General features: G+C 63.9%; 24 protein-coding genes, 1 tRNA gene and 2 pseudogenes. 4 read left to right on the top strand and 23 right to left on the bottom strand.

The annotated features are described in order from the left end of the window. Positions 1-61: 61 nt before the first annotated feature. From AC07SZ_RS18210 to rsfS, 9 genes are all read right to left on the bottom strand, one after another. Complete coding sequence (locus AC07SZ_RS18210) at positions 62-604, bottom strand: GreA/GreB family elongation factor (RefSeq protein ID WP_056576458.1); 543 nt, start codon at positions 602-604, stop codon at positions 62-64. Between the two features lie 14 nt (positions 605-618). Further along, on the bottom strand, positions 619-1041 hold the full coding sequence (gene rnk, locus AC07SZ_RS18205) for a nucleoside diphosphate kinase regulator (RefSeq protein WP_056576455.1): 423 nt from the start codon (positions 1039-1041) through the stop codon (positions 619-621). A gap of 272 nt (positions 1042-1313) precedes the next feature. Continuing rightward, positions 1314-2453, bottom strand: a complete 1140-nt coding sequence (gene alr / locus AC07SZ_RS18200) for an alanine racemase (protein ID WP_494915323.1) — start codon at positions 2451-2453, stop codon at positions 1314-1316. A 92-nt stretch (positions 2454-2545) separates the two neighbouring features. Then, positions 2546-3067, bottom strand: coding sequence for an RNA pyrophosphohydrolase (locus tag AC07SZ_RS18195; protein ID WP_056575254.1), 522 nt, complete (start codon positions 3065-3067; stop codon positions 2546-2548). Between the two features lie 35 nt (positions 3068-3102). Then, a complete protein-coding gene (locus tag AC07SZ_RS18190) occupies positions 3103-4281 on the bottom strand; it encodes a divergent polysaccharide deacetylase family protein (RefSeq protein ID WP_172371888.1) in 1179 nt (392 codons plus the stop codon). A gap of 194 nt (positions 4282-4475) precedes the next feature. After that, positions 4476-5807: a S41 family peptidase gene (locus AC07SZ_RS18185; RefSeq protein ID WP_056575247.1), complete on the bottom strand. Its 1332-nt coding sequence runs from the start codon at positions 5805-5807 to the stop codon at positions 4476-4478. 1 nt (position 5808) lies between these two features. Continuing rightward, positions 5809-7179 (bottom strand): murein hydrolase activator EnvC family protein, encoded by a 1371-nt coding sequence (locus AC07SZ_RS18180; RefSeq protein WP_056575244.1) that lies wholly within the window; start codon positions 7177-7179, stop codon positions 5809-5811. 166 nt (positions 7180-7345) lie between these two features. Further along, entirely contained in the window at positions 7346-7828 is a 483-nt protein-coding gene (gene rlmH, locus AC07SZ_RS18175; protein ID WP_494915321.1) for a 23S rRNA (pseudouridine(1915)-N(3))-methyltransferase RlmH, read from the bottom strand. A 72-nt stretch (positions 7829-7900) separates the two neighbouring features. After that, a complete protein-coding gene (gene rsfS / locus AC07SZ_RS18170; RefSeq protein WP_023766075.1) occupies positions 7901-8278 on the bottom strand; it encodes a ribosome silencing factor in 378 nt (125 codons plus the stop codon). Between the two features lie 298 nt (positions 8279-8576). Here rsfS and AC07SZ_RS18165 point away from each other — a divergent pair, with 298 nt between their 5' ends. Further along, complete coding sequence (locus AC07SZ_RS18165; protein ID WP_056575238.1) at positions 8577-9428, top strand: mechanosensitive ion channel family protein; 852 nt, start codon at positions 8577-8579, stop codon at positions 9426-9428. A 25-nt stretch (positions 9429-9453) separates the two neighbouring features. On the opposite strand, the gene AC07SZ_RS18160 is transcribed toward AC07SZ_RS18165, so the two are convergent. The 8 genes and pseudogenes from AC07SZ_RS18160 to obgE all read right to left on the bottom strand — a co-directional run bounded on the left by AC07SZ_RS18160 (position 9454) and on the right by obgE (position 17801). Next, the gene (locus AC07SZ_RS18160) at positions 9454-10752 is read right to left on the bottom strand and encodes an MFS transporter (RefSeq protein WP_494915318.1); all 1299 of its coding nucleotides are present in this window, start codon (positions 10750-10752) and stop codon (positions 9454-9456) included. Between the two features lie 81 nt (positions 10753-10833). Further along, positions 10834-11007 (bottom strand): annotated as a pseudogene (locus tag AC07SZ_RS18155) (nicotinic acid mononucleotide adenylyltransferase); the annotation flags it as partial. Positions 11008-11089: 82 nt separating this feature from the next. Continuing rightward, entirely contained in the window at positions 11090-11881 is a 792-nt protein-coding gene (locus tag AC07SZ_RS18150) for a hypothetical protein (RefSeq protein WP_494915547.1), read from the bottom strand. A 26-nt stretch (positions 11882-11907) separates the two neighbouring features. Continuing rightward, complete coding sequence (locus AC07SZ_RS18145; protein WP_494915316.1) at positions 11908-13476, bottom strand: metal-dependent hydrolase family protein; 1569 nt, start codon at positions 13474-13476, stop codon at positions 11908-11910. A 75-nt stretch (positions 13477-13551) separates the two neighbouring features. Next, positions 13552-14139: a nicotinate-nucleotide adenylyltransferase gene (locus AC07SZ_RS18140; RefSeq protein WP_056575225.1), complete on the bottom strand. Its 588-nt coding sequence runs from the start codon at positions 14137-14139 to the stop codon at positions 13552-13554. Between the two features lie 199 nt (positions 14140-14338). Continuing rightward, complete coding sequence (locus AC07SZ_RS18135; protein ID WP_494915314.1) at positions 14339-15625, bottom strand: glutamate-5-semialdehyde dehydrogenase; 1287 nt, start codon at positions 15623-15625, stop codon at positions 14339-14341. A gap of 3 nt (positions 15626-15628) precedes the next feature. Further along, entirely contained in the window at positions 15629-16765 is a 1137-nt protein-coding gene (gene proB, locus AC07SZ_RS18130) for a glutamate 5-kinase (RefSeq protein WP_056575221.1), read from the bottom strand. A gap of 4 nt (positions 16766-16769) precedes the next feature. Beyond that, a complete protein-coding gene (obgE, locus tag AC07SZ_RS18125) occupies positions 16770-17801 on the bottom strand; it encodes a GTPase ObgE (RefSeq protein WP_494915312.1) in 1032 nt (343 codons plus the stop codon). 132 nt (positions 17802-17933) lie between these two features. On the opposite strand from obgE, the gene AC07SZ_RS18120 reads away from it, so the two are divergent. Then, positions 17934-18803, top strand: a complete 870-nt coding sequence (locus AC07SZ_RS18120) for an endonuclease/exonuclease/phosphatase family protein (RefSeq protein WP_494915311.1) — start codon at positions 17934-17936, stop codon at positions 18801-18803. Positions 18804-18810: 7 nt separating this feature from the next. On the opposite strand, the gene AC07SZ_RS18115 is transcribed toward AC07SZ_RS18120, so the two are convergent. The 4 genes from AC07SZ_RS18115 to AC07SZ_RS18100 form a co-directional block, all read right to left on the bottom strand. Continuing rightward, positions 18811-19338 carry a GNAT family N-acetyltransferase gene (locus tag AC07SZ_RS18115; protein WP_494915546.1) on the bottom strand — a complete coding sequence of 176 codons (528 nt, stop codon included), beginning with the start codon at positions 19336-19338 and terminating at the stop codon, positions 18811-18813. Between the two features lie 20 nt (positions 19339-19358). Further along, a complete protein-coding gene (locus AC07SZ_RS18110) occupies positions 19359-19946 on the bottom strand; it encodes a GNAT family N-acetyltransferase (RefSeq protein WP_056575214.1) in 588 nt (195 codons plus the stop codon). A gap of 120 nt (positions 19947-20066) precedes the next feature. After that, positions 20067-20336 carry a 50S ribosomal protein L27 gene (gene rpmA, locus AC07SZ_RS18105; protein WP_010912120.1) on the bottom strand — a complete coding sequence of 90 codons (270 nt, stop codon included), beginning with the start codon at positions 20334-20336 and terminating at the stop codon, positions 20067-20069. A 98-nt stretch (positions 20337-20434) separates the two neighbouring features. Further along, complete coding sequence (locus tag AC07SZ_RS18100; RefSeq protein WP_056576446.1) at positions 20435-21118, bottom strand: 50S ribosomal protein L21; 684 nt, start codon at positions 21116-21118, stop codon at positions 20435-20437. A 392-nt stretch (positions 21119-21510) separates the two neighbouring features. Here AC07SZ_RS18100 and AC07SZ_RS18095 point away from each other — a divergent pair. Then, a tRNA-Ser gene (locus AC07SZ_RS18095) sits at positions 21511-21600 on the top strand. A gap of 240 nt (positions 21601-21840) precedes the next feature. On the opposite strand, the gene AC07SZ_RS18090 is transcribed toward AC07SZ_RS18095, so the two are convergent. Further along, on the bottom strand, positions 21841-22425 hold the full coding sequence (locus AC07SZ_RS18090) for a TetR/AcrR family transcriptional regulator (RefSeq protein ID WP_056575211.1): 585 nt from the start codon (positions 22423-22425) through the stop codon (positions 21841-21843). An 84-nt stretch (positions 22426-22509) separates the two neighbouring features. Between AC07SZ_RS18090 and AC07SZ_RS18085 the strand changes: the two are divergent. Then, positions 22510-23463, top strand: a pseudogene (locus AC07SZ_RS18085) (aldo/keto reductase); the annotation flags it as partial. Between the two features lie 181 nt (positions 23464-23644). On the opposite strand, the gene AC07SZ_RS18080 reads toward AC07SZ_RS18085, so the two are convergent. Then, complete coding sequence (locus AC07SZ_RS18080) at positions 23645-24544, bottom strand: LysR family transcriptional regulator (RefSeq protein WP_494915310.1); 900 nt, start codon at positions 24542-24544, stop codon at positions 23645-23647. Positions 24545-24589 lie beyond the last annotated feature (45 nt).

Genomic DNA, 24589 nt, shown 5'->3' with positions numbered 1-24589 from the left:
TTGCGCATGATCCCAGGTGAAAATCGATGCCGATTTTCGAGAACCATGCGCTGTGGCCTATTCACGCCGCCGAGGGACCGGGGTCGTCGTCTTCTGTCTGCCGCATTCCGGCCGTCTCGCCAAGAGGCCGCCAATCGGCTGCGGCGCTATAGACGAGAGTGAGCCCATGCGGTCGCTGCCCGTCTGCCCGGTCTTTCTGCCTGACCGCGCGCCGGGCAGCCTCCGGCTGGTAAAGCACGGCCTTGATGAGGATCGACTCCCGCCGGCCATCGGCGTGCTCGATCGAAGCCGTTTGGCCTTGCGCCATGCCAAGCATGCAGAGCCCTCGCCTGGTTGCCACCGACAGGCTCGAGCCGACCGGTCCGCGCACCTCGTTCTGCACCAGGGTGCGCGTCTCGGCGTGACCGGCGTCGACGCTGAACACCACCCTGCTGTTCAGCGTGACGATATCGGGGCCGACCGAATCGATCGGGACGACGTCGGCGCTTGAAAGCTTGTATTCGAGCATGTGCACGACCGGATCCGCGAATGCCCGCCGGCGCTCCAGCATGACTTCGAGGACAGCGAAGTCTTTCGTCGTCAGGCAGCAATTCGTGCTCGTCATCACCGCCTCCACGATCAGCGCCGCTGCTGGCCGGAGGCCGGCGAGTCGACGGCTTCGATCGTCACCGACAGTTCACGGCCGTCACGACTGCTCCAGCACACCGTCTGCCCGATCGCCGCTCCGATGAGCGCCGTTCCCATCGGCGTCAGCACCGAAATCCTGTTTTCGGCAATGTCGGCTTCGCCGGGATAGACCAGCGTGATGCGCTGGGTATCGCCGCCCTCGGTGCGGACCGTCACGATCGAACCCATGCGCACCACCCCGGCCGGCATCGTCGCCGCGTCCGTGATGATGGCCCGGTCCATTTCCGAAAGCAGTTCCTCGGCCGTCTCGGGGGCACGGTCGAGCAAGGCCCTCGCCAGGCCTGTCAACCTGTCATGGTCGGTGTTGCTGATCAGTATCTGGCTGCTTGGGCGCAGTCCTGTTGCATGTTGCATGGCAAACCTCATGGATCGGCGCGTCGAACGAATGCGCGCCTGCCGCCACGCTGGCGGCGCTACGAAAAGCCGCCAGCGGCAAAAGGCTGGACGGCTTGATGGCGATTTTGGATGTATGGATGCCCCGGTACGGACGGACGCCAAAAGGCGGCCGCGCCGGGGCTACGATCCCGCGATCGGGCAGACCCTGAACAAGGTTCTGATGTAAGCGAGGTTGCTCATGCCCCGAACCTTGCCGACAGGCGCCCGCTTGTCAAGCGTGGCCAAACCGCTCAACCGCCGACATAGCGCCGGTGAAAGCGGGGACCAAGACTGGCCAGGATTTCATAGCCGATGGTGCCGGCATGGCCGGCGGCATCGTCGACGCTCTGCGAAGGACCCATCAGCTCGACAAGATCACCCTCGCGCAGCCTGCCGGGCGGCACTGCGGAAATATCGAGAATGATCGAATCCATAGACACGCGCCCGAGGAAAGGCAGGCGTATGCCTTCGAACCAGGCTGCCGAGGCGGAACGCCGCAGCCAGCCATCCGCATAGCCGAACGAAATCGTCGCCAGGCTCAACGGGCCGTCCGCGTAGTAAGTGTGTCCGTAGCCGATACCGGTGCCTTTTTCGACCCGGCGCGTCTGCGCCACCTTGGCTTGCAGCCGGACCACGGGCAGCATTGGATTGGGTGCGCCTGGCGTCGGATTGATGCCGTAGAGCGCCGCCCCCGGCCGGGCGAGATCATAGTGATAGGGCGGACCAAGAAAGATGCCGGAGGAGTTGGCAAGCGAAGCAGGCACCTCGGGCAGCATGGCGCGAAGCCGCTCGAAAGCCAGCCGCTGTTCTTCGTTGGCCGGATGGCGCGGTTCGTCCGCGCAAGCCAGATGGCTCATCACATATCTGACATCGATTCCATCGAGCGCGCCGGTATCCTTGGCCACGGCCTCGACCTCGGCTGGCGCCATGCCAAGCCGCGACATGCCGCTGTCGACCTGGATGGCGGCCGGAAGCCGGCGCCTGGCGTCACGCGCGGCCGCGCTCCAGGCCTTCAACTGCGCACCGCTGTTGATCACCGCGCACAGGCCGGCCGCCACGGCTTCCGGCTCGGAACCCGGCGGCAGTCCATTCAGCACGTAGATTTCCGGTTCGCTCCCAACCACCTCGCGCAGCGCGATGCCTTCGGCCAGCAGCGCGACGAAGAAGACGTCGCAGCCTTCTTTCATCAAGGCCGATGCCACCTGCGCGGCACCGAGACCATAGGCGTCGGCCTTGGCCACGCCGGCGCAGCGCACGCTGCCCAGCCTTGTCTTCAGTCGCCGGTAGTTTTCGCGGATCGCATCGAGATCGATGGTCAGGATTGCTCCGGCCGCCGCTTCACTTATGGCAACAACGTCCTCGGGCAGCAATTTTGTAGGGGCGTCGTTCATGGCGACCCTCCTTGTGGCGGATAAGCATCAATAGGACCGCTGGGCCGGCGCGGCAACTGCGGCCCTTCGAACCATGGCCGCCGGTCGTCCAGCTACGGCACGAGGTGCCGGAACGCCGCCACCACGTCTTCATAGACCTTGCGCTTGAACGGCACGATCAGGTCGGGCAGGTCCCGCATCGGCCGCCACGACCATTTGTCGAATTCGGCGGTGTGGCCACCCGGCGGCGGATTGATCTGGATTTCGTCGCTATCGCCATGAAAGCGGAAGGCGAACCATTTCTGCGTCTGGCCGCGATACCGCCCTTTCAGGGCAATGCCGACCAGATGGTCCGGCAGATCGTAGTTGATCCAGTCCGGAGCCTCGGCGAGCAGCGAGACGCCGCGCATGCCGGTTTCCTCATAGAGCTCCCGCTCCGCGGCCTGCAGCGGCTCCTCGCCCTTGTCGATGCCGCCTTGCGGCATCTGCCAGAGCTGCGTCGCGCCTGCGAATTCGCTGTCGGGTTCGACAATACGATGCCCGACCCAGACCAGGCCTTCGCCATTGAGGATCATCAGCCCGACACAGGGACGATAAGGCAGCGCTTCGCGGTCGACCTTTTTCGTCTTTGCCATTATCTGTCCTCCGAGCGGTTCGCGGCCAGGCGTGGCTAGCCTTTTTGCGGGTCTATGGCCACCGCGGAAATCGGCACGATCTCGATGCCGCGCTTCCTGGCCTCGGCAATCCAGGACGCAACGGTGTCGACGGTCAGGTCGAAGGCCGAGCCGATGCCGACGGCGGTGCCCTTGGCCCGCGCGGTGGCTTCGAGACTGTCCAGTTTCTTCAGGATGGCGCCGCGATCCTGCACCGCATCGATCGCCGTGTCGCCAGCGACGAAGGGCACGCCATCCTTCAGCGCCAGGTCGGGCGCCAGGCTGCGCGCCGACGAGCCATCGTCGACATAGGCAAGCCCCCGTTTGCCAAGTTCCGCCATGAACGGCTCCATCGCCGCCGGATCGGCGGAGAAACGGGCGCCCATATAGTTCATGACGCCGGTATAGTTCGTCGTTCGCGACAGCGCCCAGTGCAGGTTCTTGAGATTCTCTTCGGCACTCGCCGCCACCGTCAGCGTGTTGCGGCCGGGGTTGACGTTGGGATAGTCGAACGGTTCGAGCGGCACCTGCATGACGATCTCGTGGCCGCCCTGTCGGGCGGCCTGCATCCAGCGGCCAATGCTGTTGCCCTGCGGCGCGAAGGCCAGCGTCACTTCAGGGGGCAGCTTGGCGATCGCCGCCTGGGTGCCGGTCTGGGAGACGGCAAGCCCGCCAATGACGATCGCCACCCGCGCACCGCGCGCACCGGACCATGGCCGCGCATAGACATCGAACGGCCGCCTTCCGTCTGCGGAGCGTATCGGCAAGGGCCCGCTATCGCTGGCTTCGATCAGCGCCTTGTCGGGAAGATGCGCGATCTTCAGGTTCTGCCCGATACTCGACGGGTCGCGAATGACGATGGCCGCCTGCGGAGGACCATCGCCCTCCTGCTTCTGCACATGGATGATCTGCGGACCACCGGTCTTGGCTGGCGTTTCGACCTTTGGCGCCGCGACCGGGGCCAAAGCGGATGGCGCGGCGGCAGGCTCGGGCGCCGTCACTTTCGGCGTCGAAACGGCGACCTCTTGCGGCTTGCGAAACGGCTTTTCCCGGAGCGCGATCGCGGCTGAAACGCCGACCACCGCCAATACGACAACGCTCGCCGCGACAATGCCCGGGCTGACCTTGCCGGCGGCGCGCGGCACCCGGACGGTCTGTCCAAGCGGGCGTTCGATGTCCTTGCCGATATCAGCCAAGCCTTGTCCCCGGAGCGCACGGTTCCGAAGGCGACCCTTCGGCAGGACATGCGCAAATTCATCAACCCCGGCGCACCCCTGGCGCCATATCTGGAGGCCTTGCCTTGCCCCCGAATCAAACTGCCGGAACCTTTCGGCCCCGGCAGCATCGCATTGCTTCGTTCAGGCGGCCAGACTGTTGCTGGCCGTGAATTTTACTGGTTGAGCACGGCCTTTTCCGGATTGGGCGGGAAGGCCGGATCGGTCTTCTCGCCGCGCAGCAGCTGCTCGGCGAAGATCAGCTGCAGATCGTCCTTCGGATCCGGCGGCACATAGGCTGCCGAGCCCGATCCCGTCGAGCTCTCGTCGGCGCCCTTGATATGGCCCTTGAGATCGGACTCGCCGCGCGTCAGGTCCCTGCCCTGCAGTTCCGGCGGCAGAGGCTGGTCGACCTTGATGTCGGGCGTGATGCCCTTGCCCTGGATCGACTTGCCCGACGGCGTGTAATAGAGCGCCGTCGTCAGCCGGAGCGCGCCATTCTCGCCGAGCGGAATGATGGTCTGCACCGAACCCTTGCCGAAGGACTGCGTGCCGACCACGGTGACGCGGCGCAGATCCTGCAGCGCGCCGGCAACGATTTCGGAAGCGCTGGCCGAGCCGCCATTGACGAGCACGATCATCGGCTTGCCGTTGATGTCGTCGGTCTGCTTCGGCTTGGCGTCGAAGCGGGTGACGTCCTTGGGATCGCGCCCGCGCGTCGAGACGATCTCGCCGCGCTTCAGGAAGGCGTCGGACACGCTCACCGCCTGGTCGAGCAGACCACCCGGATTGAGGCGCAAGTCGAGCACATAGCCCTTCAGCTTGTCGTCCGGCACCTGCTTCTTGATGGTCTCGATGGCGTTCTCGAGGTCGTCATAGGTCTTTTCGGTGAAGGAGGTGATCTTCATGTAGCCGATGTCGTTCTCGACACGGAACTTGACCGCCTTGACCTTGATGATGTCGCGCACCACCGTCAACTCGATCGGCTTGTCGGCGCCCTGGCGCAGGATGGTGAGCTTGATCGGCGTGTTGACCAGGCCGCGCATCTTGTCGACCGCGTCGTTGAGCGTCAGGCCGCGGACCTCTTCGCCGTCGATCTTGGCGATGTAGTCACCTGCCAGCACGCCGGCCTTGGCGGCAGGTGTGTCGTCGATCGGCGTGATCACCTTGACCAGGTCGTTCTCCATGGTGACCTCGATGCCGAGGCCGCCGAACTCGCCCTTGGTCTGCACGCGCATATCCTGCGCCTGTTCAGCGTTCATGTACGAAGAGTGCGGATCGAGCGAGGAAAGCATGCCGTTGATGGCGTTCTCGACCAGCGACTTGTCGTCGGGCGGCGTGACATATTGCGCCCGGACCCGCTCGAAGATGTCGCCGAAGATCGCCAGCTGCTTGTAGGTCTCCGATCCCGCAGCGTTCGCCGACGAGCCAGGAGCACCATAGACAAGGCTCATGGCGGACGCGCCCATCAGCGCACCGGCAAACAGAAGCGACAGTTTCCGCATCATTTCACGTCCTTCCAGAAAAACGGTCCGCCCACCATGGGGCCGGATCGACGGGTTTTCCATCCTTGCGGAACTCGACATAGAGTTCCGGCGTGGCATTTACATTCTTCGAAACCGAGGTGCTTGCCACCCGGGCCTCTCCCATCGCGCCGACCGGCTCTCCTGCGAGCACCGACTGGCCAGTCACGACGCTGATTCTGCTCATCCCCGCCAGAACGACATGATAACCGTCGCCGGCATTGAGGATCAAGAGTTGACCATAGGAGCGAAACGGCCCCGCATAAAGCACATTCCCATCCGCCGGCGCGGTAACGATGGCTCCCGATTGTGTCGCAAGCATGTCGCCAAGCATCACTGCGCCGTTACCGTCATCGGCGCCGAAACGGCGCTTGATGCGGCCGGTGACCGGCAGCGCGATTTGCCCCTGCAGCGCCGAGAACGGAGCCGTCGCGGTGAGCCGGTTGCCTTCGGGGACAGGGATTGCCGCCAGCGATGCCGTTGTGTCGCCGCCAGTCTGATCGTCACCCGCCTGGCCCGCGGCGGCGGCCTTGGCGGCATCGGCGGCCTTGCGGGTCTTGTCGGCCTGCGCTTCGAGCGAGGCGATCAGGTCCTTCAGGCTGGAAGCCTTGGCCGCCAGTTGCTCTGAACGCTGCCGTTCGGCCGCCATTTGCGCCTGGGTATCGGCCTCGAGCTTCTGCTTGGCTTCGAGCAGCATGCCGAGCCGCTTCTTTTCCGCCACCTGCTCGCCGACCGCTTCCGTCAGCCGCGCCCGTTCGGCCTCGATCGAGGCCGTCACCCGGGTCTGCTCCTTGAGGTCGGCCAGCAGGCTGTCGGTCTGCTGGCGCAATTCCGGCACCACGGCGCCGAGCAGGATGGCGCTGCGCACCGACGACAGCGCGTCCTCCGGCTTGACCAGGATCGCCGGCGGCGGGTTGAGGCCCATGCGCTGCAACGCGCCCAGCACTTCGGCCAGCACGTCGCGCCGCGCCACAAGCGAGGCACGGATCTTCTGTTGCTGGCCCTTCAGCCCCTCCAGCTTGGCGCCGATATCCTCGATGTCCTGGCCAAGCTTCTGCTCGGTCATCGCCGACTGGATCAGCGCGGCGGTGATCGACGCATGGTCCTTCTTGACCGCGGCGATATCGGCGGCGAGCTTGGCCAGCCGTTCCGACGACAGCGTTATTTCCTTGGAGACCTGTTCGTACTCGGCGCGGCTCTGGTCCGGATCGGGCGCCATGTCGAGCGTGTTCTCGGCCCGTGCCGCGTGGAACGACAAAAGGATCGCAGCCGCCGCGACGCCGCAACGCGCGCGCCAGAAGCGCCCGGTTGATGAGCCCCTTGTTGAGCCCGGTGTCGATTTCCAGCCTTCAGACATTCCCGGTCGATTCTATCCGCGGCTTCGTTAACGAACCATCAACCATGTTGACGCCTGTCGCCCAGAACCGCGCGGTTGTCCTGGGATAACGGCATGCACATGGAAAAATAGTCCCAGCCCGGTCTCGCGCGGCATTGGGGCGGAATTCGGTGCGATCCGGGAGCTTTCAGGATCTGTGATAGGGGTGGCCTGACAGGATCGTCGCCACCCTGTAGAGCTGCTCCCCCACCATCACGCGCACCAGCTGATGCGGCCAGGTCAGCGCACCGAACGACAGCACCAGATCGGCTTGGCCGCGCAGCGATGGGTCGTGACCATCGGCGCCGCCTATGGCGAGCACCAGCGCCTTGCGCCCGCCATCGCGCAACTGTCCGATACGATCGGCGAAATCCTGCGAGGAAAGGCTCTTGCCGCGCTCATCGAGCAGGATAAGGGCCGTGCCCGGCTGCAACTGCGCCTGCAGCCTCGAGCTCTCGTCACGCTGGCGTTCGCTGGCGCTTTGCGCGCGGCCCTCGGCAATCTCGGTGACCCCGGAGAATTCGAGCCCGACCGCCGGCCCGCTCTTGGCGAAGCGCTCGAAATAGCGGTCGGCCAATTCCCTCTCGGGGCCGGCTTTCATTCGGCCCACGGCATGAACTGAAATCTTCATCCCGCCTCTATAAGCCGTTAATGCATGTCACCCAAAGGCGAAATCCGACTTCCGGGCAACGGCACAAGCAGCCTAGTGAAGGGTCTCTTCCTCGAGATCCGGCGCCTGCCACATCTTTTCGAGATTGTAGAATTCGCGGACTTCGGGGCGGAAGACGTGGACGATGATATCGCCCGAATCGATCAGGACCCAGTCGGCGCCGGAGAGCCCCTCGACGCGCGCCGTGCCGAGGCCGGCATCCTTGAGCGCCTTGAGGAGATGGTCGGCGACAGCCGAGACATGACGGTGCGATCGGCCCGACGCGACAACCATATAGTCGCCGAGGCTCGATTTCCCCTGAATGTCGATTGAGACAATATTTTCGGCCTTGGAGTCTTCCAGACTGGCAAGGACTGTCTTGATGGCACGGGACACGGCGTCGTCTACGCTGATCCCGGCCGGCGAAGGCATGATATCGGCCTTCTTCCGCAGTGCTGTTCTCAGTGTATTTCCTTTCGCAGCAAGAACAACCAAATCACCCCCAAAAGCAGGTGACACCACTTAGATAGGCAGAGTTCCGTTGCAGTTTCAAGACGCTGCCCGACTCATGCGAACTCGCCGATTGCCCTGTTGTTCCATGCGGCAGGCAAAAAGATCGGAACCCAGGCGCCGCGCGGCGGTTATCGGCTGACCGACCAGAAGCAATTCCAGGAAAAGTGTGAAGCGGTTTTCCGTTTGGAATTGCGTCAAAACAAAGTGGAATCCCGCCATGCCGATCGACCCGCAAGACACCATCCTCACCGTTCAGGCCGGCCTCGCGCAGCTCAGCACGCTGATCGTCTCCTATTCCTTCTCCGCCATCGGCGCCGTCATCCTGCTGGTGGTCGGCTACATCGTCGCCGGCCTCGCCGAGCGTTCGATCTTTGCCGGCCTGGGTCACATCCACGGTTTCGATGCGACGTTGCGGCATTTCTTTTCCAAGATCGTCCGCTACGCCATCCTGATCCTCGTCGTCATCATGGTGCTCGGCCAGTTCGGCGTGCAGACCGCCTCGATCATCGCCGCCATCGGCGCCATCGGCCTCGCCATCGGGCTGGCGCTGCAAGGTACGCTGCAGAACATCGCCGCCGGCATCATGCTCCTGGCGCTGCGGCCGTTCCGCATCGGCGAATCCGTCGAGGTCGGTTCCATCGCCGGTTCGGTCGAGGAAATCGGCCTGTTCGCCACCAGGCTCAGGACCGCCGACGGCCTCTACATCCTGGCGCCCAATTCGACGCTGTGGAATCAGCCGGTGCGCAATTTCTCGCGCAATGGCGTGCGCCGCGCCGACATCAGCCTGAGCATCGGCTCGTGGAACGATATCGACGGCGCCCAGAAGACATTGCTCGCCCTTGCCGGCGCCGAGAAGCGCATCCGTCGCGAACCGGCGCCGATCGCCTTCGTGGCCGGCCTTGGCGATACGACCGTTTCGCTTACCTTGCGCTACTGGACCTCGGCGGTCGACTATTTCTCCACGAACATCGACATGACGAAACGCGCCAAACAGGCTTTCGACAGCGAGGGCATCTCCATTCCGCTGCCGCCACCGGAAGCGCCGGCGCCCGAAGCTCGCAAGCAGTAAGCAATTGCGGCGGGACAAACAGCCTTCAGTCCTTGGCCCGGCCTGCGGGCTCGTCCGGCGCATAGGCGAGTTCGACCGGAAGCGGGGCCTGCGCCGTCATCGGTGCGAAGCTGCCGGTCTCAGTGGCAGGCACGGCCTGTGTGGTGAACACACGCAACAGCACGAAAAGGCAGAAAGCACAGGCAGTGACGATTGCCACATAGATGAAGGCTTGCGTGCCGAAGACCGCCGACAGCGCCGTCACGATGCCCGGAACCACAAAACCGGCCAGCGACCAGGCGAACAAGAGCGAGCTGGACAGCGCCACCATGTCGTCCTTGCCGGCACGGTCGGCGGCATGCGCGCTGGACAGCGAATAGATCGATTCCGAGGCGCCGTCCCACAAGACGTAGATCACCAGCAGCGCCGGCAGCGCGCCGCCGTCGAAACCGAGCGCGAACATACCCGCCGCCGCAGCTAGCGCGGACGCTCCGATCAGCACGTAACGGCGGTCGGTGCGGTCGGAAATCCAGCCGAAGGGAAGCTGCAGGATCAGCGTGCCGAGCGGCATCACCGAAAGCAGCAGCGCCACATCGGCCTGGCTGTAACCCTTGGCCGTCGCATGGATCGGCGCGAAACCCGCGATCGACATGGACAGCCCGCCGACCGCCAGCATGCCGGCAACACCGACCGGCGAAATCCGCCAGGCGCAGCGCAGCGCCACCGAGGCCGCCTGAGGAGCGGGTGGCTGCGCCAGCCGCGTCATGCCGACGGGCAGGATCGACAGAGCGGTAAAGGCGATGCCGATCAGCGGCGCGTCCGCCGTTTTGATATCGACCAGCGCCAGCGTCGCATAGCCGACACCCAGCCCGGCGACGTAGGCGACGTAGAAAAAAGCCATCACCCTGCCGCGTATGGCATTGGCGACCGCATCGTTCAGCCAGCTCTGCGCGACGATGAACAGGCCGCATATGGCAAAGCCGTAAAGCGCACGGGCGGCGATCCACAAAACCGGATACGGCCCTGCGCCGACGGCGGCATTGGCGAGCGCGATCAGCGCCGACAACACCATGAAGGCCCGGGCATGGCCTACCCTGCGCACCAGTGGTCCGGTGAGGATGCAGCCGGCGAGGCCGCCGGCCGACAGGCCGGTTATGATCAGCCCGGCCCAGGTCGGATCGAAACCCTCGACGCCGAGCCGGACCGGGATGTAGGCGAACATCAGCCCGTTGCCGATGGCGATCAGCGCCATCGACACGATGACGCTGGCAATCGCGATCAGCGGCGTGGGCGCGCTGCCATGCTCCGGATCGACTGCGGGTTGGGTCTTGGTTTGAACTGCCATGTCAGGCCAGCATCGCTGATCGGCTGGACAAACGCCGCCGCAAAAGCGACATGGCCGGGCGGCCGAAACGCTGGCTCTTCTCTATCCCTTTGCCATCTTCCGGATCGCGCTCGACGACAGCGACGAGCGCGGGCCGTGGATGAAGGTCCAGGCCGGCGCCTTCATGCGGGCAAGCCGCGGCGCGTCGCCTTCATCGATGCGGGCATAGTCGAAGGTCTTGGGAACGACCGACGACAGGAACGACAGCGTCGCGCCCGTACACCGTTGAGCACGATCATGATCGATGGGCTTCAGACAATCCATCGGATGGGTCGCATCATAGATTGGTCCCAGATCATCAGAATCGCCAGGTCACCCCCAGCACCGGCCCAGACAATCGAGTATCGAAGACGTGACCGCCGGACTCGTAGTCGACACTGAGTACCTTGTAGCCGCCCGAGACGGAAAGATGGTCGTTTATGATGTAGTTGGCGGTTGCCAGCACCTGCCAGGTGGTTTTGGACCCGACGTTGAAGCCGCCGACATCCGCCTGAACCTGCGCCGAGAGTTTGTCCGTCATCCTGAGAAAGGCGCGCGCGCCAACGACCGGGTCAGCCCATCCAAAACTTTCCTTGTAGCTGCCCGACAACCCTGCCGCCTGCACGGTCACCCGGTTGGAGATATGCCAGAAGCGAACACCGCCCAGCGCATCCAGGGTGAAAGCTGGACTGTCATAGACACGATAGCCGGCCTGCAGTGTCGATGTGAATTCCTTGGTATCCACGCTGCCGCTGATGCTGGGGACTTGCGGCAATGGCGGGGGCAGGGGCGGAAGCGGGCCGGTTGCTTTCTCGTCTGTCGTGTCGACATACATGGCGTCGGCGGAGAAGACGAAGCGGTCGTAGCGCCCCCATACATTGATGAAGCCGCCAATGTTCAAATCATTCATGACATCCGAGAATGATTTGTCGACACCAATGGTCGGGGCCCTGCGGAAAGGCGATATGTCGCCGTTGATGCCCGCCGCCCAGAGATAGGGCGTGACTTGCAGGGCCCAGTTCTTTTCGCCATCCGCGGTCGTGTCGGCGCTTCCCGCAAGCACGTCAGCCGCCCTTGCTTCCATGGAAACGAAGGCGAAGGCGGCAAGCATGCCTATCCCAAGGATTGCTCGCAAGGTCATCCCCCCAGCGTGTTCTTGTGGATGCGCCCATCCTTCATGATGAGCTTCAACGTTCGTTCCGGATTTGCGATGAGGGAAATGTCCTCGAGCGGATTGCCATCGACGATGAGCATGTCGGCATAGGCGCCGGGTTCGATGCGTCCGAGTTTTCCCGGGTAAGGATTGCGCGGGCCGGAAAGGCCGGCAAGCTCGGCATTGCCGCTGGTCAGCAACCGCAACACATCCACATTTTCATACCACCGGCTGAACTTGGCGAGTTGCTTTCCCTGTGTCGAGGTGCCTTTCGGGTTGAACAGGATATCAGTGCCCAGGGCCATGTTGATTTTGTATTTACGTCCAAGCTCGACGGCCCGCGCCGTACCTTCGGCGATTGTCTGCTGCTGCGCGCGCTGTTCCGGCAAGGCGTAGGTGTTGGCATCCTCGTCGGCAAGGAAGGGCTGGATGCTCCACCATGCATCTGCATCGGCTATGCGTTTGGCGGTCTCCTCGTCGGCGAGTTGGCCATGCTCGATCGACTTCACACCGCTGGCGACCGCACGCTGCACGGCGGCGGGCGTATAGGCATGGATGCACACATAGGTGCCCCAGTCAGCCGCAGCGGATACCGCAGCCTTCATCTCGGCCTCAGTGTATTGCACAGCATCGATCGGGTCGTAGGGCGAGGCGACGCCTCCCCCGCCCATGATCTTGATCTGGCTCGCCCCCAGCATGAGCTGCTCGCGTACACGGCGCAGGACTTCCGCCTCGCCATCAGCGATCTCGGCGATGCCAGCCTGTTCCGCCAGGCTTGCGTTGCTTTGCGGAGTGCGCGGCAAATCCGTGCGCATGCGGAAGTCGCCATGCCCCGAAGTTTGCGAGATCATGGCGCCGGAAGGATAGATGCGGGGACCCACCAATCGCCCTTCATCGATAGCGCGCTTCAAAGCGAATGACGGGCCACCGACATCACGAACCGTCGTGAACCCGCGCAACACTGTCCGCTCGGCCTCCTGTGCGGCGACGAGATGAACATAAGGGACGTCGGCCGTCATGGCCGCGACCTGCGAGATACCGGCAAGCAAGGCATGCCAGTGGGCATCTATCATGCCCGGCATCAGCGTGCCGCCTGCGCAGTCGATAACCTCGGCATCGGCAACCGTTTCGCTGGCGCCAGGCAGAGCCTTGATCGTCTTCCCGTCGATAAGGACAGACTTGCCTTCGATGAGCTTGCTTGCCTGGCCGTCGAAGATCCTGGCATTGCTGAGCAGGATCGGCTTACCCGCTGCCTGCGCGAAGGATGGGGATGCAAGGCCGAGCGCCGAAGCACCGAACATCCCGGCGATACCGGAAAGAACAGAGCGGCGTGAAATGTCTCTGTTCAATCGATCGAAGAGGTTGAGTGCAAGCGGACTATGACAAGGGCAGTCCAACCCGTGCGCCAAGCCCCCATACCTGTTGCCGAAACTAATTCTCACAACAACCCCCCGCCGAAAAGAGGTAAAAATTGATGTAGGCAGCGCTCGCACGCAATCAACTGTATCGCCGAAGAACTCGTCTTTGATGACAGAGGCACCGTTGCCCGTCAATATCAGGTTGGGATAGCAGTGAACGCTGCCGGACCGTTCACTTACTGTTGAGCGCTGCCGGTGATGCTGGGCCGATCACCCCTTTGCCATCTTCCGGATCGCGCTCGACGACAGCGACGAGCGCGGGCCGTGGATGAAGGTCCAGGCCGGCGCCTTCATGCGGGCGAGCCGCGGCGCGTCGCCTTCATCGATGCGGGCATAGTCGAAGGTCTTGGCGACGACCGACGACAGGAACGACAGCGTCGCGCCCGGGCGGTCGATGACCGCGATCGGGAAGGTGAGCACGATTTCGCGCCAGCGCTGCCAGCGGTGGAAGTCGCGCAAACTGTCCGCGCCCATGATCCAGACGAAATCGACGCCGGGATTGCGCGCCTTGACCAGGGCCAGCGTGTCGGCGGTATAGCGCACATGATGCGCCGCCTCGAAGGCGGTGACCTTGATTTTCGGGTTCTTGGCGATCCGCTCCGACAGGTGTAGCCGTTCGGTCAGCGGCGCCAGCTCGCGCGTGCTCTTCAACGGATTGCCTGGCGTGACCATCCACCATAACTGGTCGAGCGCCAGGCGCCTGAGCGCAATTTCGGCGACTAGTGCATGGCCGGCATGCGGCGGGTTGAACGAGCCGCCGAACAGGCCGACGGCCAGCCCTTTTTCGGCGTGCGGCATTTTCAAGTAGCGGGAAGGGACGGCGTTCTCACCCTCCCCCTTGTGGGGGTCCACAAGACGGGCAGGACCCGTGGCTTGCCCAGGTCGGTCGATCCGCGAAGCGGAGCGGGGTGGGGGCATCGTGGAATTCAGCGTCGTCCCCCCACCCGGCTCGCTGCACTCGCCACCCTCCCCACAAGGGGGAGGGCAAGACCAGCGCTCAAGGCCTCACCTGTCCCGACCCGCGCACGCGGTATTTGAAGGAGGTCAGTTGCTCGACGCCAACCGGCCCGCGCGCATGCATCTTGCCGGTGGCGATGCCGATCTCGGCGCCCATGCCGAACTCGCCGCCATCGGCGAATTGCGTCGAGGCGTTGTGCAGCAGGATGGCCGAGTCGATCTCGTTGAAGAACCGCTCTACCGCCTTCGCATCCTCGGCGATGATCGCCTCGGTGTGATGCGAGGAGAAGGTCTCGATGTGCTCGATGGCACCACCGATGCCATCGACCAGCTTCACCGCGATGATGGCGTCGAGATATTCCGTCACCCAATCGGCATCGGTCGCCGGCCTGGCGTCGAAAAACACTTTCAACACCTCGGCATCGGCATGGATCTCGCAGCCGGCGGCGCGCAGCGCATCGAGGATCGGCACCAGATGGGTTGATACCACCGCGCGGTCGACCAGCAGCGTCTCGGCCGCGCCACAGACTCCGGTGCGCCGCATCTTGGCGTTGACAGCGATCTTCACCGCCATGTCGAGATCGGCCGAGCGGTCGATGTAGAGGTGGCAGATACCCTCGAGATGGGCAAAGACCGGCACGCGCGCCTCGTTCTGCACCCGCCCGACCAGGCTTTTGCCGCCGCGCGGGATGATGACGTCGAGCGTACCGCCAAGCCCCTTGAGCATCTCCCCGACAGCGGCGCGATCGGTAGTCGGCACCAGCTGGATGGCATCTTCAGGCAGGCCGGCGGCCTTCAGGCCGTCGACCAGGCAGGCATGGATGGCGGCGGACGAATTGAGCGAATCCGAGCCGCCGCGCAGGATTACCGGATTGCCGGCCTTGAGACAGAGCGCACCGGCATCGGCCGTGACGTTGGGCCGGCTCTCATAGATGACGCCGACGACACCCAGCGGCGTGCGCACGCGCTCGATATGAAGGCCGTTCGGTCGGTCCCACTCGGCGATGACGTCTCCGACGGGATCGCGCAGCGCGGCGATCTCGCGGATGCCATCCGCCATGGCGCGGATGCGCGCCGGATTGAGCCTCAGCCGATCCATGAAGGATGCCGACAGCCCCGATTCCTCGCCATTCGACACATCGATGGCATTGGCGTCGAGAATGTCCTGTTCCCGGGCAAGGAGCGCGTCCGCCATGGCAAGGAGCGCGGCATTCTTGGCGGCGGTGGTCGCGATGGCCAGCGGTCGGGCGGCGGCGCGGGCGCGGCGGCCGATATCGGCCATCAGCGCCACGGTATCGTCCCCGGATTTTTCATGCAGCTTCAGCATGGCTCATCCTCCGCTTATATCGCCCCCGGCGTGACTCACCACGAGGTCGTCGCGGTGGATCATCGCCGAACGCGCTTCGTAACCGAGCACGGTTTCGATCTCGGCCGTCTTCAGGCCAGCGATCCTTACGGCATCGGCGGCATCGTAGGCAACCAGGCCGCGCGCGATCTCGCGGCCCTCGGGCGACAGGATCGCCACCGTGTCGCCGCGCGAAAAATTGCCGCTGACCAGCTTGACGCCGGCAGGCAGCAGCGATTTGCCCGATGTGAGCGCGCCAACGGCGCCGGCATCGACCGTCAGCCGGCCGGCCGGTTCGAGCTGGCCGGCGATCCAGGTCTTGTAGCCCTTGACCGGATTGGCGCTGGGCCGGAAGAAGGTCGCGCGCTCGCCGCGCTCGATCGCCATCAGCGGCGACAGCCGCGTGCCCGAAGTGATGATCATGGCGGTGCCGGCGGCGGTGGCGATCTTGCCGGCGTCGAGCTTGGTGCGCATGCCGCCGCGCGACAGCTCGGACGCGGCCGCTCCCGCCATCGCCTCGATATCTGGCGTGATGCGGTCGACCACCGGAATGAATTTGGCCTGGGGATCGCGCGCCGGCGGTGCGGTGTAGAGGCCGTCAATGTCGGAGAGCAGCACCAAAAGATCGGCGCCCATCATCGTCGCGACACGCGCGGCCAGCCGGTCATTGTCGCCATAGCGGATTTCGGAGGTAGCGACCGTGTCGTTCTCGTTGATGACCGGCACCGCCTTCATCTTGAGCAGCGTCGAGATCGTCGCCCGCGCGTTGAGATAGCGCCGGCGTTCCTCGGTGTCGCCAAGGGTCAAGAGAATCTGGCCCGATCTCAGGGCGCCCTTGCCGAGCGCATCCGACCAGGCGCCGGCGAGCGCGATCTGGCCGACGGCGGCAGCCGCCTGGCTCTCTTCAAGCTTCAGCGCGCGCTTGCCAAGGCCAAGGATGGTGCGGCCAAGCGCGATGGCACCGGACGACACGACGAGGATTTCGGCGCCGCCCTCGGCGAGCACGGCGATGTCGTCGGCGAGCGAAGCCAGCCAGTCGCGCTTCAGGCCGCTCGCGCGGTCGACCAGCAACGCCGAGCCGATCTTGACGGTGATGCGCCGGTATTTTTTCAGCGACTGCATGGCACTACTTTTCCCAGCGCGTCTCGACCACGGGCGCGGCCTCCGCGCGCGCCTCGGCAATCACGGTCATCAGCGCCCGCAGCACAGCCTCGACACCTTCGCCGGTGACGGCGGACAGAAGCATCGGCGCGCGGCCGGCGGCGCGCTTCAGCGAGGCGACCTTCTTCTTGCGCCCATCCGCATCGAGCGTGTCGACCTGGCTGAGCGCCAGGATCTCGACCTTGTCGGTCAGCCCCTGGCCATAGGCCTCCAATTCGGCGCGCACGGTCTTGTAGGCCTTGCCCGGATTTTCCTCCTGCGCAGAGATCAGATGCAGCAGCACGCGCGTGCGCTCGACATGGCCGAGGAAACGGTCGCCGATGCCGACGCCCTCATGCGCGCCTTCGATAAGGCCCGGAATGTCGGCGATGACGAATTCGCGCGCGTCGATGCGCGCGACCCCGAGGCCGGGATGCAGCGTCGTGAAGGGATAATCGGCGATCTTCGGCTTGGCCGCGGTGACGGCCGCGAGAAATGTCGACTTGCCGGCATTGGGCAGCCCGACCAGCCCGGCATCGGCGATCAGCTTCAGCCGCAGCCAGATGTTGAGTTCCTCACCCGGCAGGCCGGGATTGGCGCGGCGCGGCGCCTGGTTGGTCGAGGTCTTGAAGTGCTGGTTGCCGAAGCCGCCATTGCCGCCCTTGGCAAGCAGGAAGCGCTGGCCGACCACGGTCAGGTCGCAGATCAGCGTCTCATTGTCTTCCTCGAAAACCTGGGTTCCGGCCGGCACTTTCAGCGTGACGTCGGCGCCCTTGGCGCCGGTCATGTTGCGGCCCATGCCGTGGACGCCGGTCTTGGCCTTGAAATGCTGCTGGTAGCGGTAGTCGATCAGCGTGTTCAGCCCGTCGACCGCTTCGAGCCAGACATCGCCGCCACGGCCGCCGTCGCCGCCGTCCGGCCCGCCGAACTCGATGAACTTCTCGCGCCGGAACGACACCGAGCCGGCGCCCCCGTCACCGGAGCGGACATAGACCTTGGCTTGATCGAGAAATTTCATGGGATCGCAGTTTCTTTTATTGGCCTTGCGGCATTGCTCTAAACCTTGGGCCTTGCTCTAAACCAAGGCGCGGCGAAGGGCGAGACCGTTTTGTGACGATGGCCGTGTGGGGTCGGTCGGAGAGATGTCGGTATGAAGCTTGTAACCTACAACATCCAGTACGGCATCGGTCTTGATGGGCACTACGATGTCGCGCGTATTGCCGACGCGGTGCGCGGCGCCGACGTGATCGCGCTGCAGGAGGTCACCCGCAACAACCCCAGGAACGGCAGCCGCGACATGGTCACCGAGATCGGCGAGGCGCTGCCCGACTATTTCGCCGTCTATGGCAGCAATTTCGAGGCCAATATCGGTTCGCGCATCGAAAACGGCCGCGCCATCACCACGACCTTCCAGCTCGGCAACATGGTGCTGTCCAAGACGCCCATTCATCTGTCGCGCAACCTGCTTTTGCCGCGCAGCCGCAGCTTCGAGATGATGAACTTCCAGCGCGGCGCGCTGGAGGCACTGATCGAGACGTCGCTTGGTTTCATCCGTTTCTATTCCATCCATCTAGATCATCGCAGCCCTGTGGAGCGCGCCAGCCAGATCCAGTTCCTGCGCCGGCGCCTGTTGAACTACGCGCTCGAAGGCGGCGCGCTGTCCGGCGTCGCCGAGATCGGCCTGCCGGAACTGCCGCATCCGGAGGCCTTTGTGGCCATGGGCGATTTCAACATGCTGGCCGCCTCGCCCGAATATGTCGAACTCGCCGGCCGGCCGGACCATGAATTCGGCATGCCGCTGACCGCCGACTTCGCGGTCGACGCCGCCGTGCGCCTTGATGTCGCCGGCGCCGATCTCGTCAGCTGGGTCGACCCCAAGGACCCTGCCAATGCCAGCCGTCACAAGCGCATCGACTATGTCTTCACCAGCGCCTCGCTTGCCCGTTCGCTGCAGCGCCTGTGGGTCGACCGGAAAGCAGCGGGTTCGGACCACCTGCCCGTATGGGTCGAACTGGGCTGACGACTCTTCATCCGGCTGCGTTTTCGCGTTCGACGATCGCCATCATGATCGTATCGCCGTATTGCCCGTCGATACAGATAGCGTCGCGCTGCACACCTTCCCTGACAAACCCGACCTTGTCGTAAAGAGCGATGGCGCGGGCATTGTCGGCGTGTACGGACAGCTCGACGCGGACAAAGCCGGTCTTGCGTGCCTGCGCCAAGGCGGCATGGATAAGCCGCGATCCGAGCCCGCGCCCGCGATGGGAGGCAACAATTCCCATTCCGAGACTGCCGCGATGGGCATGGATGAGCCGGTCATGGCGGGTGATGTCGCACCAACCGATGACCTCGCCACGAATGACGGCCACGAACCCCGGATCGCCTTTCGCGATGCGGTCCAACGCAAATCGCCGGGTTTGATCCAGCGGTGGCGCCTCGAGGAAGGACAGGTACTTCCGCTCACGCGCAACGAGATCAAGCGCACGATGAAAGCTTTCGATGTCACCGGGCGTTATCGGCGCGATCGTTTCGATACCGTTGCTGTCGTAGACCATTGGCTTGACGGCGCCATCGCTCAAAAGTGTACCCAGTTGCGCAGGCTCGTCCATGTCTTGCGGTCCAGCCTGTAGCGCTCGACCGGCACCTGGCCGGCGACGATCGAGTTCAGCATGCCCTGGCCGGCATACTGGAAACCGCACTTGTGGATCACCCGACGCGAGGCCGGATTGATGACCCGCGTCGAGGCATGCAGCACCTGGATCGAGGTCTTCTGGAAGGCGAGGTCGACCAGCGCGTGGGCGGCCTCGGTGGCATAGCCCCGCTTCCAGTAGGGTTCGCCGATCCAGTAGCCGAGTTCCAGCCCGCGATCGGTGGTGTTCAAGCCCGCGCAGCCGACGAAAGTGTCGGTGCCGGCCAGCGTCAGGGCATAGGCAATGCCGGCCCGGCGCGATCTGGTCATGGCGAGGAAGGCGCGCGCCTCGTCCTCGCCATAGGGGTGCGGCATGCGCGCCAGCATTTCGGCGACATGACGGTTGTCGGCAAGCTCGACCAGTTGCGCGATGTCCTCTTCGCGCGGCGCCCGCATCACCAGCCGCTCGGTGACCAGCACCGGGCAGTCTATCGCGTAACTTTCGTCTTCACTGTCTTCCGCTTCGGCAACCATTTGAAAATCCTCCAGGCACAAGAAAAAGGGGAGATGGAAACCCATCTCCCCTGATCCTTTTCCTGGTTTTGCCAGACACCGGTTCCCGAGATGGGCGCCGGTGTTCTAGTGCGGAACCGGCTACTCCGCGGCTTTGGTAATCGGGTTGACCGATACGTAGGTTCGGCCGTTGGCTTTTTTGTTGAACGTCACGGCGCCGGATTCGAGCGCAAAAAGGGTATGGTCCGTGCCCATGCCGACATTGACGCCGGGATGCCAGGTGGTGCCGCGTTGACGAATGATGATGTTGCCCGGGATGACGGCTTCGCCGCCGAACTTCTTCACGCCCAGACGCTTGGAATGCGAGTCGCGACCGTTGCGCGACGAGCCGCCAGCTTTCTTGTGTGCCATCTAACTAACTCCGTTGCGCCGCAAGGCGCCTAAAAGGCCTTATGAACGCGTTCGCGTTCCGTTTCAAGTCCGATCCGGCTGATGTTTCGCCGGAAAAATTACTTCTTGGCCAGTTCCTTGGCCTGTTCGCGCCAGTCCTTGATCTGGTCGGCGCTGAACGGCATGTGCTCGTCGATCTTGGCGACGTCCTTGTCGGTCAGCTTGGCCAGCTGCGCGAAGGTGATAATGCCCTGCTCGGCGAGATCCTTGGCGGCGACCGGGCCGATGCCCTTGATCACGGTCAGGTCGTCCGGCTCGCCTTTCGGCGCCTTGAACAGCGGCGCGGCGGCCGTCTCGGCCTTCGCCTCGTCCTTCGGTGCAGCTTCCGCCTTGGCTTCCTTCTTGGCCTTGGCTTCCTTCGGCGCGGCCTCGGCGGCGACTTCGGCCTTGGCTTCCGCCTTCACGGCCGCCTTCTTGGTCGGCTTGGCGCCACCCAGCAGGATCTCGGAGATCCGCACGGTGGTCAAAAGCTGGCGATGGCCGATCTTGCGGCGCGAATTCTGGCGGCGGCGCTTCTTGAAAGCGATGACCGTGCGGTTCTTGCCCTGCTCGACGACTTCGGCGGTAACCAGGGCGCCATCGACGAACGGCGCGCCGAACGTGACATTCTCGCCCTCGCCATGCGCGAGCACGTGGCCGATCTCGACGATATCGCCGACATTGGCTTCGACTTTTTCGATCTTCAGGAGATCGTTGGCGGCGACGCGATACTGCTTGCCGCCCGTTTTAATGACTGCGAACATTTTTTGCCTTTCGCTGTTCGGTCGGCCTTGATGAACCGCGTCTGGCGGTTCGGCCGTCTTTTTGTCAGTCTGCGGGTTCAAAAAACAAGCGGCGCGGAAGAACCCTCCACGCCGATTGCGCGCTGTCCCTAACCGAAGGTTGAGCGGGTGTCAAGGCAACACCCGTTGCCGGGACTGCTTTGGCCGGCCGGCCGGCGATCTTTTGCGGCAAGGCCTGCGGCACGCTGGAGAAATCGGCGACGACCGTCAAGACCGCCATGCCCTGCCGGGCCAATGCCGCCCGTGAATCCCGTGCTTGTCGGGCAAGCCAAATATCGGTGGATTTGGCCTTGTAACCTGCCCGTTCAGCCGTTATCTAGTGCGCCGCGCCGGCAACGGCCGACCATGACCGCGGAGAGGTGGCAGAGTGGTCGAATGCACCGCACTCGAAATGCGGCATGGGTGCAAGCCCATCGGGGGTTCGAATCCCTCCCTCTCCGCCATACGCCGCCGATTATACGCCATAGTGCTTATCGCCGCCGATCACCGCATCGCCACCAACTGACATAGCGAACCGCCGATCCTACGCTACAGGCCGATATCTCGAGAGCGGCGACAGCGGCTTACGCCCCCATTTCTGACGTTGGTCGCCTAAAAGCGAATGCGTGAAACCGCAACTCCGCGTTCGCGATACATGCAGACCCCGACGAACCCCGACAAGCGCTCCAACACAAGAACGAGCTTCATGGTCCAGCACGGCTGCCTGGCTCGTCTTCGGCACCCAACCCCCTGAAGATGAGCGCTATTATCCTCGCTGCCTGTGCATCCCTCCCGCGATGGGATGGGATTTGCCAAAGGACTCCGAGAAGCATCAAAACATCGTCGGCATTTGCATCGCGATCAATCGCGCCGGCGGTCTCGCATGCGGCGATGAGTGAACGCACCGCCAACAGCATCTGCTGATAGGTTTCGCGTCCGTCATCCTCGGACGTGGCCCCTTGCAGAAGCCTTGCCACGCCGCGCTTCATGGCGCTGGAATCCGCCACCTGGGCACACCACAGACGAAACGCCTCCAGCGGCGGATGCTCCTGCACAAGCGTGGATGCGAGAGCCGCAAGGGCGTTGATCTCCTTACGATAAATGGCAAGGGCCAGGGCTTCCCGGGTCGGGAAGTGGCGATAGAGCGTGCCTTGCCCAACTCCGGCTGCCTTGCCGATAGCGCTAAGCGGCGTTTCGGGATCGGCGGTCAGGGCCTTTCGTGCCACCTCAAGTATGCGATCTCGGTTAGCGCGGGCGTCTGCTCGCAATCCCTCCTCTTCTACAGCCATGTCGCCTCTTGACTAAACGGACAATTGTCCGTTACTTAACGCTAAGCGGACATTTGTCCGAATATAGCGGATGTGGAGACGGACATGCAATATGCCAAGCTCGGCCGGACGGGCCTCGATATTTCGCCTATCTGTATTGGCTGCATGGGGTTCGGGAATCCATCGCGAGGTTACCCCTCCTGGTCGCTCGACGAGGAAGCAAGTCGACGTCTCATTCGCCACGCACTCGAAGCGGGCATCAATTTCTTCGACACCGCCAATCTGTATTCAAACGGTTCCAGCGAGGAGATCCTCGGGCGGGCACTGAAGGACTTTGCGCACCGCGAAAACGTTGTGATCGCCACCAAACTCAGCGCACCAATGCGCGACGGCCCCAATGGCATCGGGCTATCGCGCAAGGCGATCATGACCGAAGTCGATATGAGCCTGAGGCGCCTGGGCAGCGACTATATCGACCTCTACCAAATCCATCGTCGTGACAGGACCACCCCCTGGGAAGAAACGCTCGAGGCCCTGAACGATGTCGTCAAGGCCGGCAAGGTCCGCTATCTCGGCGCATCGTCCATGAAGGCCTGGGAATTCGGCAAAGCGCTACACCTGCAGAAATCCAACGGCTGGGCCCGCTTCGTGTCGATGCAGGATACCTACAATCTTCTCGACCGCGAGGAAGAGCGCGAGATGCATGCGCTTTGCATCGACGAAGGGGTGCAGACCATTGTCTACAGCCCTCTCAACCGCGGACGGCTGGCCCGGCCGTGGGGAGCGATCACCGCAAGGGCGAAAACCGAAGCCGTCTACAATCTGGGAGCAGCCACTGCCGACAGCGACAAGCTGATTGTCGATGCGGTGGGGGCGATTGCGAAAGAACGGGGCGTCGGCCGGTCAATGATTGCGCTGGCCTGGCTGCGTCGCAATCCTGTGGTGGCAGCTCCGATCGTCGGTGCGCTGAAACCAGATCATATCGACGACGCTGTGGCTTCCCTTTCAATCAGCCTCACCGACGACGAGGCAGCAAGGCTGGAGGCGCCCTATACGCCGCGGCTCGACCATCAGGGAGCGTCAGACCCGCGCATGCTCCGCCGCGCGGCTGAAGCCGCCACAGGCCACAGCATCAGCCGCCTCCCGATCCGTGAACTGAGCAAGGCGACATGAACTCTGCTCGTTCTGGCGACTGACATGTCAGGGATTAGGCGATACTGACGACAACTGTTTGACCGGATCAGAGCGACAGCCGGACCTGCAGGTCGTTAAGGAGCCACCGGCCGGCCGGGCCAGGTTCATGGTCCGCCATGCGAGCGGCGTAGATGGTCAGGGCGTTTGCCGGGTCACGGGCATCTTCGGCCAGCTCGAGCCGAACTAGAACGCTGGCTGCGAGATGATCGGCAATCAGATGCTCCGGCATCCGGCACCAGCCGAAGCCGGCCAGCAGGAAATCCAGCCTGCGGCCGAGGTCGACAAAGCGCCACCGCGTGGCGCTGGCCAAGCCGTAATTGTTCGCTTCCCGATCGACCGGGTCGGACAGGACGAGCTGGATATAGCGTTCCAGGTCGTTGCGGGTTGCCGGACGACCAAGCGCTGCCAATGGGTGATCGGCGCTGACCACAGGCGTCAGCGCCATGCGCAGCAGCGGCAATGCCACGACGTCCTCGGGCACCACCGGCAGCAGCAGGCAGAAGGCCAGTGCGACGTCGCCGCTGCGCAAACGACGCAGCGCCCCGCCCAGGCCCTCGGTCGAGAAGCTTATGGGAAGATGCGGATAGGCCTGGTGCAACGCGCGCAGGCTTTCGATAAGCGGGGCGGTGGGCACCAGCGGATCTATGGCTAGGGCAAGCTCGGGCTCGACCCCGCCTCGCGCCCCGGTCGCGACGGCCTCGAAGCGTGCCGCGCTCGAAAGCACCAGCCGGGCCTGATCGACCAGAACCCGGCCCGTTTCAGTCAGGCGGGGGCGATGTGTGCTGCGGTCAAAGAGCTGGACGCCCTGCGCGGCTTCCAATGTCGCCACCGATTGGCTGATTGCCGATTGCGCGCGGCGCAATTGCCGCCCGGCCGCCGAAAAGCTGCCGGCATCAGCAATGGTCACCAGGATGCGCAACTGGTCGAGGCTGAGACTGCCGATCATGATCCATCATATTAGCCGATAGAGATGATCACTTTATTATCGCTC

Source organism: Mesorhizobium sp. GW821-FHT07A06 (genome assembly GCF_059419085.1).
The sequence above is the reverse complement of the archived record's forward strand: the minus strand, read 5'-3'. Positions and strand labels throughout refer to the sequence as shown.

Excerpts from the sequence above, each read along its gene's own strand:
- AC07SZ_RS18210 (WP_056576458.1), bottom strand. The coding sequence starts at position 604 with ATGACGAGCACGAATTGCTGCCTGACGACGAAAGACTTCGCTGTCCTC.
- rnk (WP_056576455.1), bottom strand. The coding sequence starts at position 1,041 with ATGCAACATGCAACAGGACTGCGCCCAAGCAGCCAGATACTGATCAGC.
- alr (WP_494915323.1), bottom strand. The coding sequence starts at position 2,453 with ATGAACGACGCCCCTACAAAATTGCTGCCCGAGGACGTTGTTGCCATA.
- AC07SZ_RS18195 (WP_056575254.1), bottom strand. The coding sequence starts at position 3,067 with ATGGCAAAGACGAAAAAGGTCGACCGCGAAGCGCTGCCTTATCGTCCC.
- AC07SZ_RS18185 (WP_056575247.1), bottom strand. The coding sequence starts at position 5,807 with ATGATGCGGAAACTGTCGCTTCTGTTTGCCGGTGCGCTGATGGGCGCG.
- AC07SZ_RS18180 (WP_056575244.1), bottom strand. The coding sequence starts at position 7,179 with ATGTCTGAAGGCTGGAAATCGACACCGGGCTCAACAAGGGGCTCATCA.
- rlmH (WP_494915321.1), bottom strand. The coding sequence starts at position 7,828 with ATGAAGATTTCAGTTCATGCCGTGGGCCGAATGAAAGCCGGCCCCGAG.
- rsfS (WP_023766075.1), bottom strand. The coding sequence starts at position 8,278 with ATGCCTTCGCCGGCCGGGATCAGCGTAGACGACGCCGTGTCCCGTGCC.
- AC07SZ_RS18165 (WP_056575238.1), top strand. The coding sequence starts at position 8,577 with ATGCCGATCGACCCGCAAGACACCATCCTCACCGTTCAGGCCGGCCTC.
- AC07SZ_RS18160 (WP_494915318.1), bottom strand. The coding sequence starts at position 10,752 with ATGGCAGTTCAAACCAAGACCCAACCCGCAGTCGATCCGGAGCATGGC.
- AC07SZ_RS18150 (WP_494915547.1), bottom strand. The coding sequence starts at position 11,881 with ATGCTTGCCGCCTTCGCCTTCGTTTCCATGGAAGCAAGGGCGGCTGAC.
- AC07SZ_RS18140 (WP_056575225.1), bottom strand. The coding sequence starts at position 14,139 with ATGCCGCACGCCGAAAAAGGGCTGGCCGTCGGCCTGTTCGGCGGCTCG.
- AC07SZ_RS18135 (WP_494915314.1), bottom strand. The coding sequence starts at position 15,625 with ATGCTGAAGCTGCATGAAAAATCCGGGGACGATACCGTGGCGCTGATG.
- proB (WP_056575221.1), bottom strand. The coding sequence starts at position 16,765 with ATGCAGTCGCTGAAAAAATACCGGCGCATCACCGTCAAGATCGGCTCG.
- obgE (WP_494915312.1), bottom strand. The coding sequence starts at position 17,801 with ATGAAATTTCTCGATCAAGCCAAGGTCTATGTCCGCTCCGGTGACGGG.
- AC07SZ_RS18120 (WP_494915311.1), top strand. The coding sequence starts at position 17,934 with ATGAAGCTTGTAACCTACAACATCCAGTACGGCATCGGTCTTGATGGG.
- AC07SZ_RS18115 (WP_494915546.1), bottom strand. The coding sequence starts at position 19,338 with ATGGTCTACGACAGCAACGGTATCGAAACGATCGCGCCGATAACGCCC.
- AC07SZ_RS18110 (WP_056575214.1), bottom strand. The coding sequence starts at position 19,946 with ATGGTTGCCGAAGCGGAAGACAGTGAAGACGAAAGTTACGCGATAGAC.
- rpmA (WP_010912120.1), bottom strand. The coding sequence starts at position 20,336 with ATGGCACACAAGAAAGCTGGCGGCTCGTCGCGCAACGGTCGCGACTCG.
- AC07SZ_RS18100 (WP_056576446.1), bottom strand. The coding sequence starts at position 21,118 with ATGTTCGCAGTCATTAAAACGGGCGGCAAGCAGTATCGCGTCGCCGCC.
- AC07SZ_RS18090 (WP_056575211.1), bottom strand. The coding sequence starts at position 22,425 with ATGGCTGTAGAAGAGGAGGGATTGCGAGCAGACGCCCGCGCTAACCGA.
- AC07SZ_RS18080 (WP_494915310.1), bottom strand. The coding sequence starts at position 24,544 with ATGATCGGCAGTCTCAGCCTCGACCAGTTGCGCATCCTGGTGACCATT.